This is a genomic window from Modestobacter sp. SYSU DS0290, assembly GCF_054050955.1.
The window spans coordinates 143,543-158,618 of record NZ_JBJHAI010000005.1 but is presented as its reverse complement, the minus strand read 5'-3'; the positions used below and the strand labels follow the sequence as shown (position 1 = coordinate 158,618).

The window sequence follows — 15,076 nt, the reverse complement described above, 5'->3', positions numbered from 1 at the left end:
GCCCCCACCGGGTCAAGATCGGCCCATGAGCTCGAACCGCGCCGGCCTGCCTGCCCAGCCCAGTGACCTGGTCGACGTCCCCCACCTGGTCACCGCCTACTACGCGATCGAGCCGGACCCGGCCGACGTCGCCCAGCAGGTCGTGTTCGGGACGTCGGGGCACCGCGGCTCGTCGCTGGACGGGGCGTTCAACGAGCCGCACATCCTCGCCACCACCCAGGCCATCTGCGAGTACCGCGCCCAGCAGGGCTTCGACGGGCCGCTGTTCATCGGCCGGGACACCCACGGGCTCTCCGAGCCGGCCTGGGTCAGCGCCCTGGAGGTCCTCGCTGCCAACGACGTCACCGTGCTGGTCGACTCCCGGGACGGGTACACGCCCACCCCGGCGGTCAGCCACGCGATCCTCACCGCCAACCGGGGGAAGACCAGCGGCCTGGCGGACGGCATCGTCGTCACCCCGTCGCACAACCCGCCCCGGGACGGCGGCTTCAAGTACAACCCGCCGTCCGGCGGCCCGGCCGACACCGACGCCACCGGCTGGATCGCGAAGCGGGCCAACGAGCTGCTGGCCAACGGCCTGGACGGCGTCCGGCGCATCCCGTTCGCCCGGGCCCGTGCCGCGGCGCAGTCCTACGACTTCCTCGGCAGCTACGTCGACGACCTGCCCAACGTCCTGGACCTGGCTGCGGTGAAGGACGCCGGGGTGCGCATCGGCGCCGACCCGCTGGGTGGCGCGAGCGTCGCCTACTGGGGGGAGATCGCCGAGCGGCACGGCCTGGACCTGACCGTGGTCAACCCGCTGGTCGACGCCACGTGGCGGTTCATGACGCTGGACTGGGACGGCAAGATCCGGATGGACTGCTCCTCCCCGTCGGCGATGGCCTCCCTGATCGGCCGCAAGGACGAGTTCTCGATCGCGACGGGGAACGACGCCGACGCCGACCGGCACGGCATCGTCACCCCCGACGGCGGGTTGATGAACCCCAACCACTTCCTCGCGGTGGCGATCTCCTACCTGTTCAGCCACCGGCCGGAGTGGAGCGCCGGGACCGCCGTCGGCAAGACGCTGGTGTCGTCGTCCCTCATCGACCGGGTGGTCGCCGACCTCGGCCGGCGGCTGGTCGAGGTGCCGGTCGGCTTCAAGTGGTTCGTGCCCGGCCTGCTCGACGGCTCGGTCGGGTTCGGCGGCGAGGAGTCCGCGGGTGCGTCGTTCCTGCGCCGGGACGGCGGGGTCTGGACGACGGACAAGGACGGCATCCTGCTCGCCCTGCTGGCCTCGGAGATCCAGGCGGTCACCGGCAGCTCGCCGTCGCAGCTGCATGCGTCACTGACGGAACGGTTCGGCGCCTCGGCCTACGCCCGGGTCGACGCGGCGGCCACCCGGGAGGAGAAGGCCAAGCTGGGCAAGCTCTCCCCCGAGGCGGTCACCGCCACCGAGCTGGCCGGTGAGCCGATCACCGCCAAGCTCACCAGGGCCCCCGGCAACGACGCCGCGATCGGCGGGCTGAAGGTCACCACGGAGAACGCCTGGTTCGCCGCCCGCCCCTCGGGCACCGAGGACGTCTACAAGGTCTACGCCGAGTCCTTCCGTGGCGCCGACCACCTCGCGCAGGTGCAGGAGGAGGCCAAGGCCGTCGTGTCGGCCGCCCTCGCCGGCTGACCCCCGCCCGGCGCCGCTTCCCACGCTCTCCGTCCGGGTTCCACGCGCTGCGGCACGTGGAATGCGCAGCGAGAGCGTGGGAAGCGCGCCGCCCGCTCAGCGGGGCCCTTCGTCAGTCGTCGTCCTCGTCGACCCAGTCCAGGCTCTTGGTGACCGCCTTCTGCCACTGCCGGTGGTACTTCTCCCGCTGGTCCTCGGCCATCTGCGGGTCCCACCGCTTGTCCTCGGCCCACTTGGCGCTGAGCTCGTCGAGGTCGGACCAGAAGCCGACGGCGAGCCCGGCGGCGTAGGCAGCACCCAGCGCCGTCGTCTCCGGGATCTTCGGCCGGATCACCGGGACGCCGAGCAGGTCGGCCTGGAACTGCATCAGCAGCTCGTTGCCGACCATGCCACCGTCGACCCGCAGCTCGGTGAGGTCGACGCCGGAGTCGGCGTTCATCGCATCGAGCACCTCGCGGGTCTGGTACGCGGTCGCCTCCAGGACGGCGCGGGCCAGGTGGCCCTTGTTGACGTACCGGGTGAGCCCGACGACGGCGCCGCGGGCGTCCGAGCGCCAGTGCGGGGCGAACAGCCCGGAGAAGGCCGGCACGAAGTAGGCGCCGCCGTTGTCGTCGACCGAGCGCGCCAGGTCCTCGATCTCCGGCGCGTTCTTGATCATGCCGAGGTTGTCCCGGACCCACTGCACCAGTGACCCGGTGACCGCGATCGACCCCTCCAGCGCGTAGACCGGCTTGGCGTCGCCGAGCTGGTAGCACAGCGTGGTGAGCAGGCCGTTCTCCGACGGCACCGCCTCCTCGCCGGTGTTGAGCAGCATGAAGTTGCCGGTGCCGTAGGTGTTCTTGGCCATCCCGCGCTCGAAGCAGACCTGCCCGAACGTCGCCGCCTGCTGGTCGCCCAGCGACCCGGCGATGGGCACGCCGGCCAGGAAGCCGGCCTTGCGGCCCTTCCCGTACTCCTCGGAGTTGGACCGGATCTCCGGCAGCATGGACATCGGGATGCCCATCTCCTCGGCGATCGAGGAGTCCCAGCTGAGCTTCCGGTAGTCCATCAGCATCGTGCGCGAGGCGTTGGAGACGTCGGTGAGGTGCAGCCCGCCGTCGGTGCCCCCGGTCATGTTCCACATCAGCCAGGAGTCGATCGTGCCCATCAGCAGGTCGCCGCGCTCGGCGCGCTCTCGGGCGCCGTCGACGTTGTCCAGGATCCACTTCACCTTGGGGCCGGCGAAGTAGGTGGCCAGCGGCAGCCCGACGGTGTCCTTGTACCGGTCGGCGCCGCCGCCGAGGGCGGCGAGGTCGTCGCAGATCCTCTGGGTCCGGGTGTCCTGCCAGACGATGGCGTTGTGTACCGGCTCACCGGTCTTCCGGTCCCAGACGACGGCGGTCTCGCGCTGGTTGGTGATGCCGACGGCGACGATGTCGGAGGTGCCGGCGTCACTGCGGGCGATCGCCTGGCCGACGACCTCCCGGGTGTTGCGCCAGATCTCCATCGCGTCGTGCTCGACCCAGCCGGCCCGCGGGAAGATCTGCTGGTGCTCCTTCTGGCCGACCGAGACGACCGTGCCGTCGTGGTCGAAGAGCATGCAACGGGTGCTGGTGGTGCCCTGGTCGATGGCGGCGACGTACTGAGCGGCCATGGGGTCCTCCTCGACGGTGAGGGGCCAAGACGGCCATCTTGGCCCGCGGGTGGTGCGCGGCGGTAGGGGGGGCGGCGTCAGATCGAGACGTGGGCGAACCAGCCGGCGAGCAGCGCGCCGACCAGCGGGCCGATGATCGGCACCCAGGCGTAGCCCCAGTTGCTGTCGCCCTTGCCCCGGATGGGCAGGACGGCGTGGGCGATGCGCGGGCCCAGGTCGCGGGCGGGGTTGATGGCGTACCCGGTCGGGCCACCGAGGGAGACCCCGATGCCGACGACCAGCAGGGCGACGGCGAGCGGGCCGAGCTCGGTCGGGGTGTCCCCGAACCGCAGCACGATGTAGACCAGCACGAACGTGCCCAGGACCTCGGTGACCAGGTTGTCCGGGATGCTGCGGATGGCGGCGTTGGTGGAGAAGGTGCCCAGCGCCGAGCCCGGCCCGTTCTCCGGGTCGTCGTAGTGCCGGCGGTAGGCCGCCCAGGCACCGACGGCGCCGAGGAAGGCCCCCAGCAGCTGGGCGACGACGTAGACGGCGGTGGACGCCCAGGTGATCGGCACCCCCGGGGCGTACTCGTCGGCGCCGCTGGCCCACAGCCCGACGGTCACCGCCGGGTTGATGTGGGCGCCGGAGCTGGCCGCGGCGTAGACGCCGGCGAAGACGGCGAGCCCCCAGCCGAAGGCGATCGTGATGATGCCGCCGCCGTTGCCGTAGGTCTTGGCCAGGGCCACGTTGGCGACCACGCCGACACCGAGCAGCAGCAGGAAGAACGTCCCCACGAGTTCGCTGCCGAAGACTGTCCACAAGCTGAGTTCCACGCGGGGTTCTCCTCATCGACGGTGATGTGGGTGCCGCGGCGCTCCGGATCGGGCCGGACGCGACGGGCCGGGTGACCGTATTCACACCTCTCGGACCCGGACAACGCGCGCCGTCCGACGATGTCGAACAGAGTGGCGTGGGCCGTCAGCGGCCGGTCTCGCCCCAGGCGATGCTCAGCTGGACCGCGCGCTCCCACGACGGGTACTGCGCGTCCACCGCGGCCACCCGCTCGGGCCGGGGGGACCACTGGGCCGCCCGGTGCCAGTTCCGCCGCAGCGCCTCGGTGTCCGACCAGGTGCCCACGGCCAGCCCCGCGGCGTAGGCCGCGCCCAGCGAGACCGTCTCCCCCACCATCGGCCGCACCACCGGGCTGTCCAGCGCATCGGCCAGGAACTGCATGAGCAGCGTGTTGGTGGTCATCCCCCCGTCCACCCGCAGCGCCGCCAGGTGCAGCCCCGAGTCGGCCTCCATCGCCCGCACGACGTCCCGGGTCTGCCAGCCGGTGGCCTCCAGCGCGGCCCGGGCCAGGTGCCCCCTGGTGACGTAGGACGTGAGGCCGGCGACCAGCCCGCGGGCCTCGCCCCGCCAGTGCGGCGCGAGCAGCCCGGAGAAGGCCGGGACGACGTAGCAGCCGCCGTTGTCGGAGACCGTGCGGGCCAGCGTCTCCACCTCCGCGGCGGAGCCGATCAGCCCCAGCCCGTCGCGCAGCCACTGCACCAGCGCCCCGGTGACCGCGATCGACCCCTCCAGCGCGTAGTGCACCGGCTCGCCGGCCAGCTGGTAGGCGACGGTGCTGATCAGCCCGTTGCCCGAGCGGACCAGCTCGGTGCCGGTGTTCTGCAGCAGGAAGCTGCCGGTGCCGTAGGTGCACTTGGTCTCGCCCGGGGCGAAGCAGGTCTGCCCGAACAGCGCCGCCTGCTGGTCGCCGAGCGCCCCGCCGATCGGCACGGGCACCGGGAGCGCCGTGGCCTGCCCGAGCACGCCCACCGACGGGCGGATCTCCGGCAGCATCGCGGCCGGCACGTCGAAGAAGGCCAGCAGGTCGGGGTCCCACCGGCAGGTGTGCACGTCCATCAGCAGCGTGCGGCTGGCGTTGGTCACGTCGGTGACGTGGACGCCGCCGGCGACCCCGCCGGTGAGGTTCCAGACCAGCCAGCTCTCCATGGTGCCGAACAGCAGCTCGCCGCGTTCGGCGCGCTCCCGGGCGCCGGGCACCGCGTCGAGGATCCAGCGGAGCCGGGGGCCCGCGAAGTACCCGGCGATCTCCAGGCCGGTGCGCTCCCGGACCGTCGCCGACCCCGGCCGGCGGCAGAGCTCGTCGACCAGCGCCCCGGTGCGGGTGTCCTGCCAGACCAGCGCAGGCAGGACCGGCCGGCCGGTGGCCCGCTCCCAGACCACCGTCGTCTCCCGCTGGTTGGCGATGCCCAGCGCCACCACCTCCCCCGGCCCGGCGGTGACGTCGCGCAGTGCCTGCGCGGCGGTGAGCTGGGTGTTCGCCCAGATCTCCTCGGGGTCGTGCTCCACCCAGCCGGGCCGGGGGAAGTGCTGCCGGTGCTCCTTCTGCCGCACGGCCACCAGCCGGCCGCCCCGGTCGAAGACGATCGACCGGGTGGAGGTGGTGCCCTGGTCGATCGCCAGCACGTAGCGCTCGATCACGGCTGCGCCAGCTCGCGGGAGACCGCCGCCGCGGCGTCGAGCAGGACGGTGAGCAGTGCGGGGCGGGGCTGCCCGCCCGGCCCGAGCACCGACTCGACGGGGCCGCTGACCCCCAGCGCGCACACCACGACGCCGCCGGCGCCGCGGACCGGGGCGGCCAGCGCCGCGGTGCCCGGGGTGTGCTCCTCGCGCTGCGCGCCCCAGCCGCGGGTCCGGACGCCGTGCAGCTCGGCGGTCAGGGCCGCCGGGTCGGTGCAGGTGGCGGTGGTGAAGCGGGTCAGCTCCGTGCCCGCCGGCAGCGCCGGGGCCCCCGGGCGACCGGCGAGCAGCACCTTGCCCAGCGCCGTGGCGTGCACCGGCAGCCGGCACCCCACCTCCAGCTCCTGGGCGGAGTCGTCGGGCCGGAAGACGTGGTGGACGACGAGCACACCGGAGCCGGCCAGCGTGCCCAGCCGCACGGCGCAGCCGCTGCGGGCGGCCAGCGAGTCGGTCCAGTTGGAGGCGCGGGAGCGCAGCTCGTTGACGTCGGGCCGGTGCGTGCCCAGACCGAGGACCCCCGCGCCCAGCCCGTAACGGCCGGTGTCGGCGTCCTGCTCCACGAAGCCGACCGCCAGGAGGGTTCGCAGCAGGCCGTGCGTGGTCGTCTTGGGCAGGCCGACCGCCGCCGCCAGCTCGGTGACCCCCACCCGGCCGCCGGCGCCCGCGATGGCCTGCAGGATCGCGGCGGCGCGCTCGACCGCCTGCACGCTCCCGGGCACGAACCGGACGCTACGGGCGTTGTCCGACCATGTCGAACAGCCGGGATCGACGGGTGTGCACGCCAGACCTACCGTGGACGCCGGACGAGTCCCCGCCGGAGGTGTCGGAATGACCGCAGTCCCCCCGCTCGGCCCGCAGCAGCGGGCCCGCTCCTGGGCCGAACTGGCCGAACAGCAGTACGACGTGCTCGTCGTCGGTGGCGGGGTGACCGGTGCCGGTGTGGCCCTCGACGCCGCGACCCGCGGCCTGCGGACCGCGCTGGTCGAGGCGCGTGACTTCGCCAGCGGCACGTCGTCGCGCTCGTCGAAGCTGTTCCACGGCGGGCTCCGCTACCTGGAGCAGTTCGACTTCGGCCTGGTCCGGGAGGCGCTGCACGAGCGGGACCTGTCGGTGAACCGGATCGCCCCGCACCTGGTCAAGCCGGTGCCGTTCCTCTACCCGCTGACCCGTCACTGGGAGCGGCCCTACGTCACCGCCGGGCTGACCCTCTACGACGGGCTGGCCCGCCTGGGTGCGCTGGCCGAGCCGATGCCCGGGCAGAAGCACCTCACCCGCACCGGCGCCCGCCGGCTGTTCCCGGCGCTCAAGCCCGACGCGCTCGTCGGCGCGATCCGCTACTACGACGCCCAGGCCGACGACGCCCGGCACACCCTGACGGTGGCGCTCACCGCCGCCGCCTACGGCGCCACCGTGCTGAACTCCGCCGAGGTGGTCTCCTTCGTCCACGCCGGTGGCCGGGTCGTCGGCGCCCGGGTCCGCGACGTGGAGACCGGGCAGGAGGTCGAGGTCCGCACCGAGGTGGTCGTCAACGCCACCGGGGTGTGGACCGACGACGTGCAGACCATGGTCGGCGGCCGGGGCCGGTTCCACGTGCGGGCCAGCAAGGGCGTGCACATCGTCGTCCCCCGCGACCGGATCAACGGCGAGACCGGGCTGATCCTGCGCACCGAGAAGTCGGTGCTGTTCGTCATCCCGTGGGGCAGCCACTGGATCGTCGGGACGACGGACACCGACTGGGAGCTGGACAAGGCCCACCCGGCGGCGAGCAAGGCCGACATCGACTACATCCTCGAGCACGTCAACGAGGTGCTGTCGGTGCCGCTGACGCACGGGGACATCACCGGGGTGTACGCCGGGCTGCGCCCGCTGCTGTCCGGGGAGAGCGAGTCGACCAGCCAGCTCTCCCGCGAGCACGCCGTCGCCCGGCCGATGCCCGGCGTGATCGCCGTCGCCGGCGGCAAGTACACGACCTACCGGCCGATGGCCGCCGACGCGGTCGACGCCGTCGCCGACGACGTCACCCGGCCGGTGCCGCCCAGTGTCACCGAGAACATCCCGCTGGTCGGCGCCGAGGGCTACGCGGCGATGGTCAACTCCCTCGACGGGCTCGCCGAGCGCTGGGGCATCGCCCGGTTCCGCGCCGAGCACCTGCTCAACCGCTTCGGGTCGCTCACCCCCCAGGTGCTGGAGCTGGCCGCCGACCGGCCCGAGCTGCTGGAGCCGGTGCCCGGGGCCGAGGAGTACCTGATGGTCGAGATGGTCTGGGGCGTCGAGCACGAGGGCGCGCTGCACCTGGACGACCTGCTGGCGCGCCGCACCCGGATCTCCATCGAGACCGCGCACCGCGGGGTGGAGTCGGCCGAGCCGGTGGCCCGCGCGGTCGCCGCGTCGCTGGGCTGGGGCGAGGACCGGGTCACCGCCGAGGTCGAGGGCTACGCCGCCCGGGTGGAGGCCGAGCGCCGCTCCCAGGCCGCCCCCGACGACCAGGCGGCCGACGCCGCCCGGATCGCCGCGCCGGACACCCGCGCCGTCCTGGTCGGCCGCACTCCCGACTGAACGCCCGGGATCAGGGCAGCTGATCGTGGGTGCTCCTGGCTCACGGTGCGGCGTGAGCCAGGAGCACCGGGGCTGAGCCAGGACGGCGATCGGCCGCGCGGCAACGGACGGGCCCTGTAACGAACTGCCGGTACCGGACATGTCACTGTGTGATCGCCATGCAGGGGCAGCCGCCGCCCAGGCCCGACCACCCGCCCGCGTCCGCCGAAGAGCTCTTCGAGGACGCCTACCGCACCTCCGGGACCGCCGTCCTCGGGTACGCGCTGCGCCGCGCGGAGTCCCGCGAGGATGCCCTGGACGCGGTCGCGGAGACGTTCGCGACCGCCTGGCGACGTCGGGCCGACATGCCGGCGGATCCGCTGGAGGTGCGGCCGTGGCTCTTCGGCATCGCCCGGCGCTGCCTGGCCAAAGCCACCCGGAGCAGCGTCCGCACGGGTCGGCTCGGTGAGCGACTGGGCCAGGCCCTCGCCGACGTGACGGTGCCCGATCCGTCGGTGCTCTCCGAGGGCAGGGCCGAGGTGCGGCAGGTGCACGAGGCGCTCGGCCGGCTCCCCCCTGCCGACCGCGAGCTCGTGACGCTCATCGCCTGGGAGGGGTTGACGCCCGCGCAGGCCGCCGAGGCCCTCGGTGTCAGCCCGGGCACCGCTCGTGTCCGGCTGCACCGGGCCCGCGCCCGGCTGCGTGTCGCTCTCTCCGACCCCGCTCCCCCCGGCACCACCCTCCCCCACGTCGCAGGCCGCCAGGAGGCCGACCGTGATCAGTGACCGTGAGCTCGACGCCCGCCTGGCCGATGCCGCCGGCATCGACGACGACGACCTCCCGCCGTTGCCCGAGGAGTTCCTCACCCACCTGACCTCGGACGCCGACCCCGATCCGGCGACGGTGGTCGCGCTCCGTCAGCTCATCGCGGACGCCCACGAGGCGCGTACCGCGCCCCGGCACCGCCGGCGCCCGCGCCGGCGGACCGTGCTCCGGCTCGGCACGGCGGCGGTCGCCGTGGCCGCGGCGTGGACGACGGCCGTGCTGGTCACCCCGGCAGATCCCGCACCGCGGCCGGGTGGTGGGACGGCGGTACCGACCGAAGGTGCGACGGTGGCGCCGACCGACGGCGTCTCCCTCGTCGCGGCCGAGCAGATCGCCTTCCCGGTGTCCCTCGACCCGGTGCCCGAGGGGCTGACGCCGCTGTTCAGCCAGTGGGGCGGGGTGCCGCCGTTCGAGGACCAGCCGCTCACCTACACCGCCAGTTACCGGCCCACCGGCGAGGACGGGTACGGGCACGGCTTCACCCTGAGCCTGTACCCCGAGGACCCGCGGGAGACGGGGGCCGTCGGCGAGTGGCCGGTGGAGGGTGCCCGCGTCGGGACGGTCACCGTCGACGGCGCCGAGGCGCAGGTCGCCACCGACGGTGACAGCGCGGACCTGCTCTGGCGCCGGTCGGGCGGCTGGTGGGTCCTGGTGCGGGGTGACGGCCCCTACGGCGACGTGGACGGGGTCGTGGGTGTTGCGGAGTCGATCGTCGACCGCCCCCAGCCGCTCGACCTGCAGTTCGGGCTGGCCCCGGCCGGCTGGACGCTGAACAGCCTGGAGGAGAGCCGGAGCATCGACCTCTCCAGCGACGTGGACCCGGAACAGCGGATCAAGCTGAGCCGGTACCTGCCCGGCTTCGGGCTGACCATCGACGACCTGCTCGAGGGGATGGCGCCGGCCCAGCCGGTGGAGACGGTGACGGCCCAGGGGCGGCCGGCCCGGCTCGTCCTCGCCCAGCCCGGCGGTGGAGCCCTTGTCGCCTGGTACGTCGCGGGTGAGTTCCCGGACGGGTCGCTGTTCCTGCTGGTCGCCCCGGACGCACTGACCCGGGATCAGGTGCTCCAGATCGCCGACCAGGTCACGTACACCCCGTGACACCGGTGCCCGGTGCTCCCAGGCGGGCGCACCGGGCATCCGGGGCAACGCACGTCACACCCGTCTCGAGTTCTCGATACAGCGCTGTATCCAATACAGTCCTGCATCGTGACGGCGACCGACCTGGAGCGGCCCAAGCGCCGCCGGGAGGCGACCGTCGAGCGGCTGCTGGACGCCGCCCTGGACACCTTCGCCGAGCGGGGCTTCGCCGCCGCCAGCGTGGAGGACGTCTGCAGCCGCGGTGGCTTCACCCGCGGCGCCTTCTACTCCAGCTTCAAGACCAAGGACGAGCTCTTCGAGGCGCTCATGGCCCGCGAGGTCGAGCGCGACCTCGCCCGGGTCGCCGAGCTCCTCACCGGCCTCGCTGACGAACCCGACCCGCTGGCCGCCGCGGTCGACCGGGTGCTGGGCGCCTTCCGCTGCGACCGGACCTGGGCGCTGGTGGTCACCGAGTACACGCTGCACGCCGCGCGCCACCCCGAGGCCGCCGAGGTGCTGCGCCGGCACGACGAGCAGGTCGGCGGCCGGCTGGCCGCGCTGGTCGACCGGATGGCCGCCGAGGCGGGGCTGACCTTCACCCTGCCGGCCGCCGACCTCATCGGGGCGGCCACCGCGCTGCTCAGCGGGCTCACCGTCATGTCGCTCACCGCCGAGGGCGACCTCGAGCCGCTGCGCCGCACCGCCCTGCTCACGCTCGTCCGCGGGGCGGTCGCACCGGCGCCGTCGTCCCGCTGATCCTCCCCGCCGCAGATCCGCCGACCAGGAGAACCGATGTCCACCCTGCTCTACCGGCTGGGCCGTGCCGCCTACCGCCACCGCGTGCTGTTCACCGCGGCCTGGGTCGCCGTGCTGGGCGCGGTCGTCGCGCTCTTCCTCACCGTGGGGGGCGAGTTCGACGACGAGTTCACCATCCCCGGCTCGGAGTCCCAGACCGCGCTGAACCAGCTCCGCGAGGTCTCCCCCGCCGCCGCGGGGGCGAGCGCCGACCTGGTGTTCATCGCCCCGGACGGCAGCACCGTCGCCGATCCGCAGTACGCCCAGGCGATCGGCGCGGCGGTGGCGGCCGCCGGGCAGGTGGACGACGTCGCCGCGGTGCAGGACCCCTTCACCACCCAGCAGATCAGCCCGGACGGCCGGGCGGCGCTGGCGACGGTGACCTACTCCGTCGGTCCGCTGGAGCTCGAGGAGAACGCGCTCGAGCAGCTGCAGGCGGCCACCGCCCCGGCGGAGGACGCCGGCCTGGAGGTCGCGGTCGGCGGGGGCGCGTTCAACGCCGGCGCGGTCACCGTCGGCCCGCTGGAGCTGGTCGGCGTCGTCGTCGCGGTGATCGTCCTGGTGGTCACCTTCGGCTCGCTGCTGGCCGCCGGGATGAACCTGCTGATCGCGCTGGTCGGGGTGGGCATCGGGCTCACCGGCCTGCTCGCGCTCTCCGGCGTCATCACCCTGTCCTCCACCGCGCCCACCCTGGCGCTGATGATCGGCCTGGCCGTCGGCATCGACTACACGCTGTTCATCCTCAGCCGGCACCGCTCCCAGCTCGCCCAGGGGATGGCGCCCGAGGAGTCCGCCGGCCGGGCCACCGGGACGGCGGGCTCCGCGGTGGTCTTCGCCGGCCTGACCGTCGTCATCGCGCTGTCCGGGCTGGCCGTCGTCAACATCCCGTTCCTCACCGTGATGGGCCTGGGCGCCGCCGGCACCGTGGCCGTGGCCGTGCTGGTCGCGCTCACCCTGGTGCCCGCGCTGCTCGGCTTCGCCGGGGCGCGGCTGATCCCCGCACCGGGCTCCCGGGCGCACCGCCGCGAGCTGGCGCTGGCCGCGCACGCCGACGCCCCCGCCAGCACCGGCGGCGCCCGCTGGGCCCGGCTGGTCACCCGTCGCCCGGCGCTCACCGTGCTCGGCGTGCTCGCCGCGCTGGTCGTCTGCTCGATCCCGGCCGCTCAGCTGCAGCTGGCCCTCCCCGATGCGAGCAGCGCCGGTGAGGAGACCCCGCAGCGGCAGGCCTACGACGCGATCGCCGAGTACTTCGGGCCGGGCGTGAACGGCCCGCTGCTGGTCTTCCTCGACGGGCTGGACCCGGCCACCGCCGAGCAGACCGCCGGCGAGACCGCGGCCGCCATCGGCGGCACCCCGACCGGCACGCCGGGCGAGTTCGCGGGCGGGCTGGACGACGTCGCCTACGCCGCACCGCAGGTGGTCGCGGACGGGACCGCCGCGATCGTCTCGGTGGTGCCGGAGAGCGGCCCGCAGAGCGAGGAGACCAGCCAGCTGGTCGGGTCGCTGCGCGACCTGGGCGCCGACCTGGAGGACCGGACCGGTGCGGACGTCTCGGTGACCGGGCAGACCGCCGTCGCCATCGACGTCTCCGACCGGCTGGCCGACGCGCTGCTGCCGTTCACCCTGGTCGTCGTCGGCCTCGCGCTGGTCCTGCTGCTGCTGGTCTTCCGCTCGATCCTGGTGCCGGTCAAGGCCGCGCTGGGCTTCCTGCTCTCGGTGGGCGTCTCCTTCGGCGCCGTCGTCGCGGTCTTCCAGTGGGGCTGGCTCATGGACGTCTTCGGCGTGCCGACCACCGGCCCGGTGATCAGCTTCATGCCGATCCTGCTGATGGCCGTGCTCTTCGGGCTCGCCATGGACTACGAGGTCTTCCTCGTCTCCCGGATGCGCGAGGAGTACGTGCACGGGGCGGAGCCGGGCGAAGCGGTCGTCGCCGGCATGCGCCACGCGTCCCGGGTCGTCGTCGCCGCGGCGCTGATCATGTTCTCGGTGTTCGCCAGCTTCGTGAGCATCGAGGACGTCACGGTCAAGGCGATCGCCTTCGGGCTGGCCGTCGGTGTCCTGGTCGACGCCTTCGTCGTCCGCATGACGCTGGTGCCCGCGGTGCTCGCGCTGCTGGGCCGCTCGGCCTGGTGGCTGCCGCGCTGGCTGGACCGGGTGCTGCCGGACCTCGACGTCGAGGGCGCCAAGCTCACCGCCCGGGACGACGAGCGGGTCCCGGAGCCCGTCGCCGGCTGAGCGGTGGGGCAGGCTGGGCGCATGCCGAACCTCGTCGGACGGGAACCCCGCCCGCCTGCCCCACCCGCCCCCGGCCAGCCCGCCGGGGAGGCGTTCACCGGCCCGCTGCACGCCGTCGCCGCCGGACCCGGGGAGGCCGCCCGGGAGTCGCACGAGCAGGTGCAGGCGCTCTGCGGCACCTGGGTGCGCGTCGTGCCGGTCGAGGACGTCCCCGACGACACGGGCCTGTGCCGGGTCTGCCAGTACGGCTCGTGACCCGTTCCACGTGGAACCAGCGGTGCAGGATGACCTCGTGAACGACTTCGACCTGGTGCTGCCGACGGCGGTCGACGTCCGGGAGGTCGGCATGCGCGACGGCCTGCAGCTGGAGGACCCGCTGCCGCTCGCCGACAAGCTGGCGATGCTGGCGGCGATCGTGGCCACCGGTGTCCGCCGGGTGGAGGTCACCTCGTTCGTCTCGCCGAAGGCCGTGCCGGCGCTCGCCGACGCCGACCAGGTGGCCGCCGAGCTGCACCGCTTCCCGGGCGTGCACTTCTCCGCGCTCGTGGCCAACGCCCGAGGCGCGGTGCGGGCGGTCGACGCCGGGGTGCCGCACCTGGAGTACGTCGTCTCGGCGGCCGACTCGCACAGCCGGGCCAACGCCGGGCGCACCACCGCCGAGGCGCTCGCCGCCGTGGGGGAGATCGCCGGGCTGGCGCAGGGCGCCGGCGGCTCGCTGGAGGTGGTGGTCGCCACCGCCTGGGACTGCCCCTTCGACGGCCGCACCCCCATCGCCCGCACCGTGGACGTCGCCCGGGCCGCGGTCACCGGGGGTGCCGACGCGCTCTGCCTGGGCGACACCATCGGCACCACCACGCCGGCCCGGGTGGTGCGGCTGCTCGACGCCGTCCGCCGGGCGTGCCCGGGCACCCCGGTCGGCGTGCACTTCCACGACACCCGCGGCACCGGCCAGGCCAACGCGCTCGCCGCCGTGCAGGCCGGCGTCACCCAGCTCGACGCCTCCGTGGGCGGCCTGGGCGGCTGCCCGTTCGCGCCGGGCGCCAGCGGCAACATCGCCACCGAGGAGCTCGTCTACTGGCTCACCGACGCCGAGGTCGACACCGGCATCGACCTGACCGCGCTGCTGGCGGCCGCCGCCGTCACCGAGCGCGCGGTCGGCCACCCCCTGCCCAGCTCGCTGCACCGGGCCGGCGGGCCGTCGGTGCCGCGGGGGCCGGTCCACCTGTCCTGAGCCGGGAGCGCCGGGGCGTGATGGGATGACCGGTGTGAGTGCCGACGTCCCCGCCCCGGTGGTCGACCCCCAGCTGATGCGCGACGTGCTGGGGCACTTCGTCTCCGGCGTGACCGTGGTGACCGCGGCGGGCCCGGACGGGCCGGTGGGCTTCACCTGCCAGTCGTTCAGCTCGCTGTCGCTCGACCCGCCGCTGGTCGCGTTCGCACCGGCCCGCACCTCGCGCACCTGGCCGCAGCTGCGCGACGCGGGCCGGTTCTGCGTCAACGTGCTCAGCGAGGCCCAGAGCGACCTCTCCCGCCAGTTCGCCCGCTCCGGCACCGACAAGTTCGCCGGGGTCGCCTGGGCCGCCAGCCCGCACGGGTCCCCGATGCTCGAGGGCGTGGTGGCGTGGATCGACAGCGAGCTGTGGGCCGAGTACGACGGCGGTGACCACACGATCGTCGTCGCCCGGGTGCTCGACCTCGGTGCCGACGCCAGCCGCACCCCGCTGCTGTTCCACCGCGGCGCCTACGGCCTGCAGCAGGCCCTGCGCGACCAGGGCTGAGGCCGGAGACGTACTGGCGCGGCCCCC

Annotated in this window: 13 protein-coding genes; 9 read left to right on the top strand and 4 right to left on the bottom strand. The window is 74.2% G+C overall.

The window, feature by feature from the left end; genetic code table 11:
- The first annotated feature begins 25 nt into the window (after nt 1–25).
- Nucleotides 26–1,660: a phosphoglucomutase (alpha-D-glucose-1,6-bisphosphate-dependent) gene (pgm, locus tag ACI795_RS07205; RefSeq protein WP_457074731.1), complete on the top strand. Its 1,635-nt coding sequence runs from the start codon at nt 26–28 to the stop codon at nt 1,658–1,660.
- Nucleotides 1,661–1,772: 112 nt separating this feature from the next.
- On the opposite strand, the gene glpK (ACI795_RS07200) is transcribed toward pgm, so the two are convergent.
- The 4 genes from glpK (ACI795_RS07200) to ACI795_RS07185 form a co-directional block, all read right to left on the bottom strand.
- Nucleotides 1,773–3,293, bottom strand: a complete 1,521-nt coding sequence (gene glpK, locus ACI795_RS07200) for a glycerol kinase GlpK (RefSeq protein WP_457074730.1) — start codon at nt 3,291–3,293, stop codon at nt 1,773–1,775.
- A gap of 77 nt (nt 3,294–3,370) precedes the next feature.
- Nucleotides 3,371–4,108, bottom strand: a complete 738-nt coding sequence (locus ACI795_RS07195) for an MIP/aquaporin family protein (RefSeq protein WP_457074729.1) — start codon at nt 4,106–4,108, stop codon at nt 3,371–3,373.
- A 145-nt stretch (nt 4,109–4,253) separates the two neighbouring features.
- Entirely contained in the window at nt 4,254–5,765 is a 1,512-nt protein-coding gene (gene glpK, locus ACI795_RS07190; RefSeq protein ID WP_457074728.1) for a glycerol kinase GlpK, read from the bottom strand.
- Nucleotides 5,762–6,523 carry an IclR family transcriptional regulator gene (locus ACI795_RS07185; RefSeq protein ID WP_457074726.1) on the bottom strand — a complete coding sequence of 254 codons (762 nt, stop codon included), beginning with the start codon at nt 6,521–6,523 and terminating at the stop codon, nt 5,762–5,764. Before ACI795_RS07185 ends, glpK (ACI795_RS07190) begins: the two co-directional genes overlap by 4 nt.
- A gap of 109 nt (nt 6,524–6,632) precedes the next feature.
- Between ACI795_RS07185 and ACI795_RS07180 the strand changes: the two genes are divergently transcribed.
- The 8 genes from ACI795_RS07180 to ACI795_RS07145 all read left to right on the top strand — a co-directional run bounded on the left by ACI795_RS07180 (nt 6,633) and on the right by ACI795_RS07145 (nt 15,049).
- The gene (locus tag ACI795_RS07180) at nt 6,633–8,360 is read left to right on the top strand and encodes a glycerol-3-phosphate dehydrogenase/oxidase (protein ID WP_457074723.1); all 1,728 of its coding nucleotides are present in this window, start codon (nt 6,633–6,635) and stop codon (nt 8,358–8,360) included.
- 158 nt (nt 8,361–8,518) lie between these two features.
- Complete coding sequence (locus ACI795_RS07175; RefSeq protein ID WP_457074763.1) at nt 8,519–9,124, top strand: RNA polymerase sigma factor; 606 nt, start codon at nt 8,519–8,521, stop codon at nt 9,122–9,124.
- Nucleotides 9,114–10,262 carry a hypothetical protein gene (locus ACI795_RS07170; protein ID WP_457074722.1) on the top strand — a complete coding sequence of 383 codons (1,149 nt, stop codon included), beginning with the start codon at nt 9,114–9,116 and terminating at the stop codon, nt 10,260–10,262. Before ACI795_RS07175 ends, ACI795_RS07170 begins: the two co-directional genes overlap by 11 nt.
- Nucleotides 10,263–10,370: 108 nt before the next feature.
- The gene (locus ACI795_RS07165; protein WP_457074721.1) at nt 10,371–10,997 is read left to right on the top strand and encodes a TetR/AcrR family transcriptional regulator; all 627 of its coding nucleotides are present in this window, start codon (nt 10,371–10,373) and stop codon (nt 10,995–10,997) included.
- Between the two features lie 36 nt (nt 10,998–11,033).
- Nucleotides 11,034–13,271 (top strand): MMPL family transporter, encoded by a 2,238-nt coding sequence (locus tag ACI795_RS07160; protein ID WP_457074720.1) that lies wholly within the window; start codon nt 11,034–11,036, stop codon nt 13,269–13,271.
- Between the two features lie 21 nt (nt 13,272–13,292).
- Complete coding sequence (locus tag ACI795_RS07155; protein ID WP_457074719.1) at nt 13,293–13,526, top strand: hypothetical protein; 234 nt, start codon at nt 13,293–13,295, stop codon at nt 13,524–13,526.
- A gap of 37 nt (nt 13,527–13,563) precedes the next feature.
- Nucleotides 13,564–14,502, top strand: coding sequence for a hydroxymethylglutaryl-CoA lyase (locus tag ACI795_RS07150; protein ID WP_457074717.1), 939 nt, complete (start codon nt 13,564–13,566; stop codon nt 14,500–14,502).
- A gap of 25 nt (nt 14,503–14,527) precedes the next feature.
- Nucleotides 14,528–15,049 (top strand): flavin reductase family protein, encoded by a 522-nt coding sequence (locus tag ACI795_RS07145; protein ID WP_457074716.1) that lies wholly within the window; start codon nt 14,528–14,530, stop codon nt 15,047–15,049.
- The last annotated feature ends 27 nt before the right edge of the window (nt 15,050–15,076 follow it).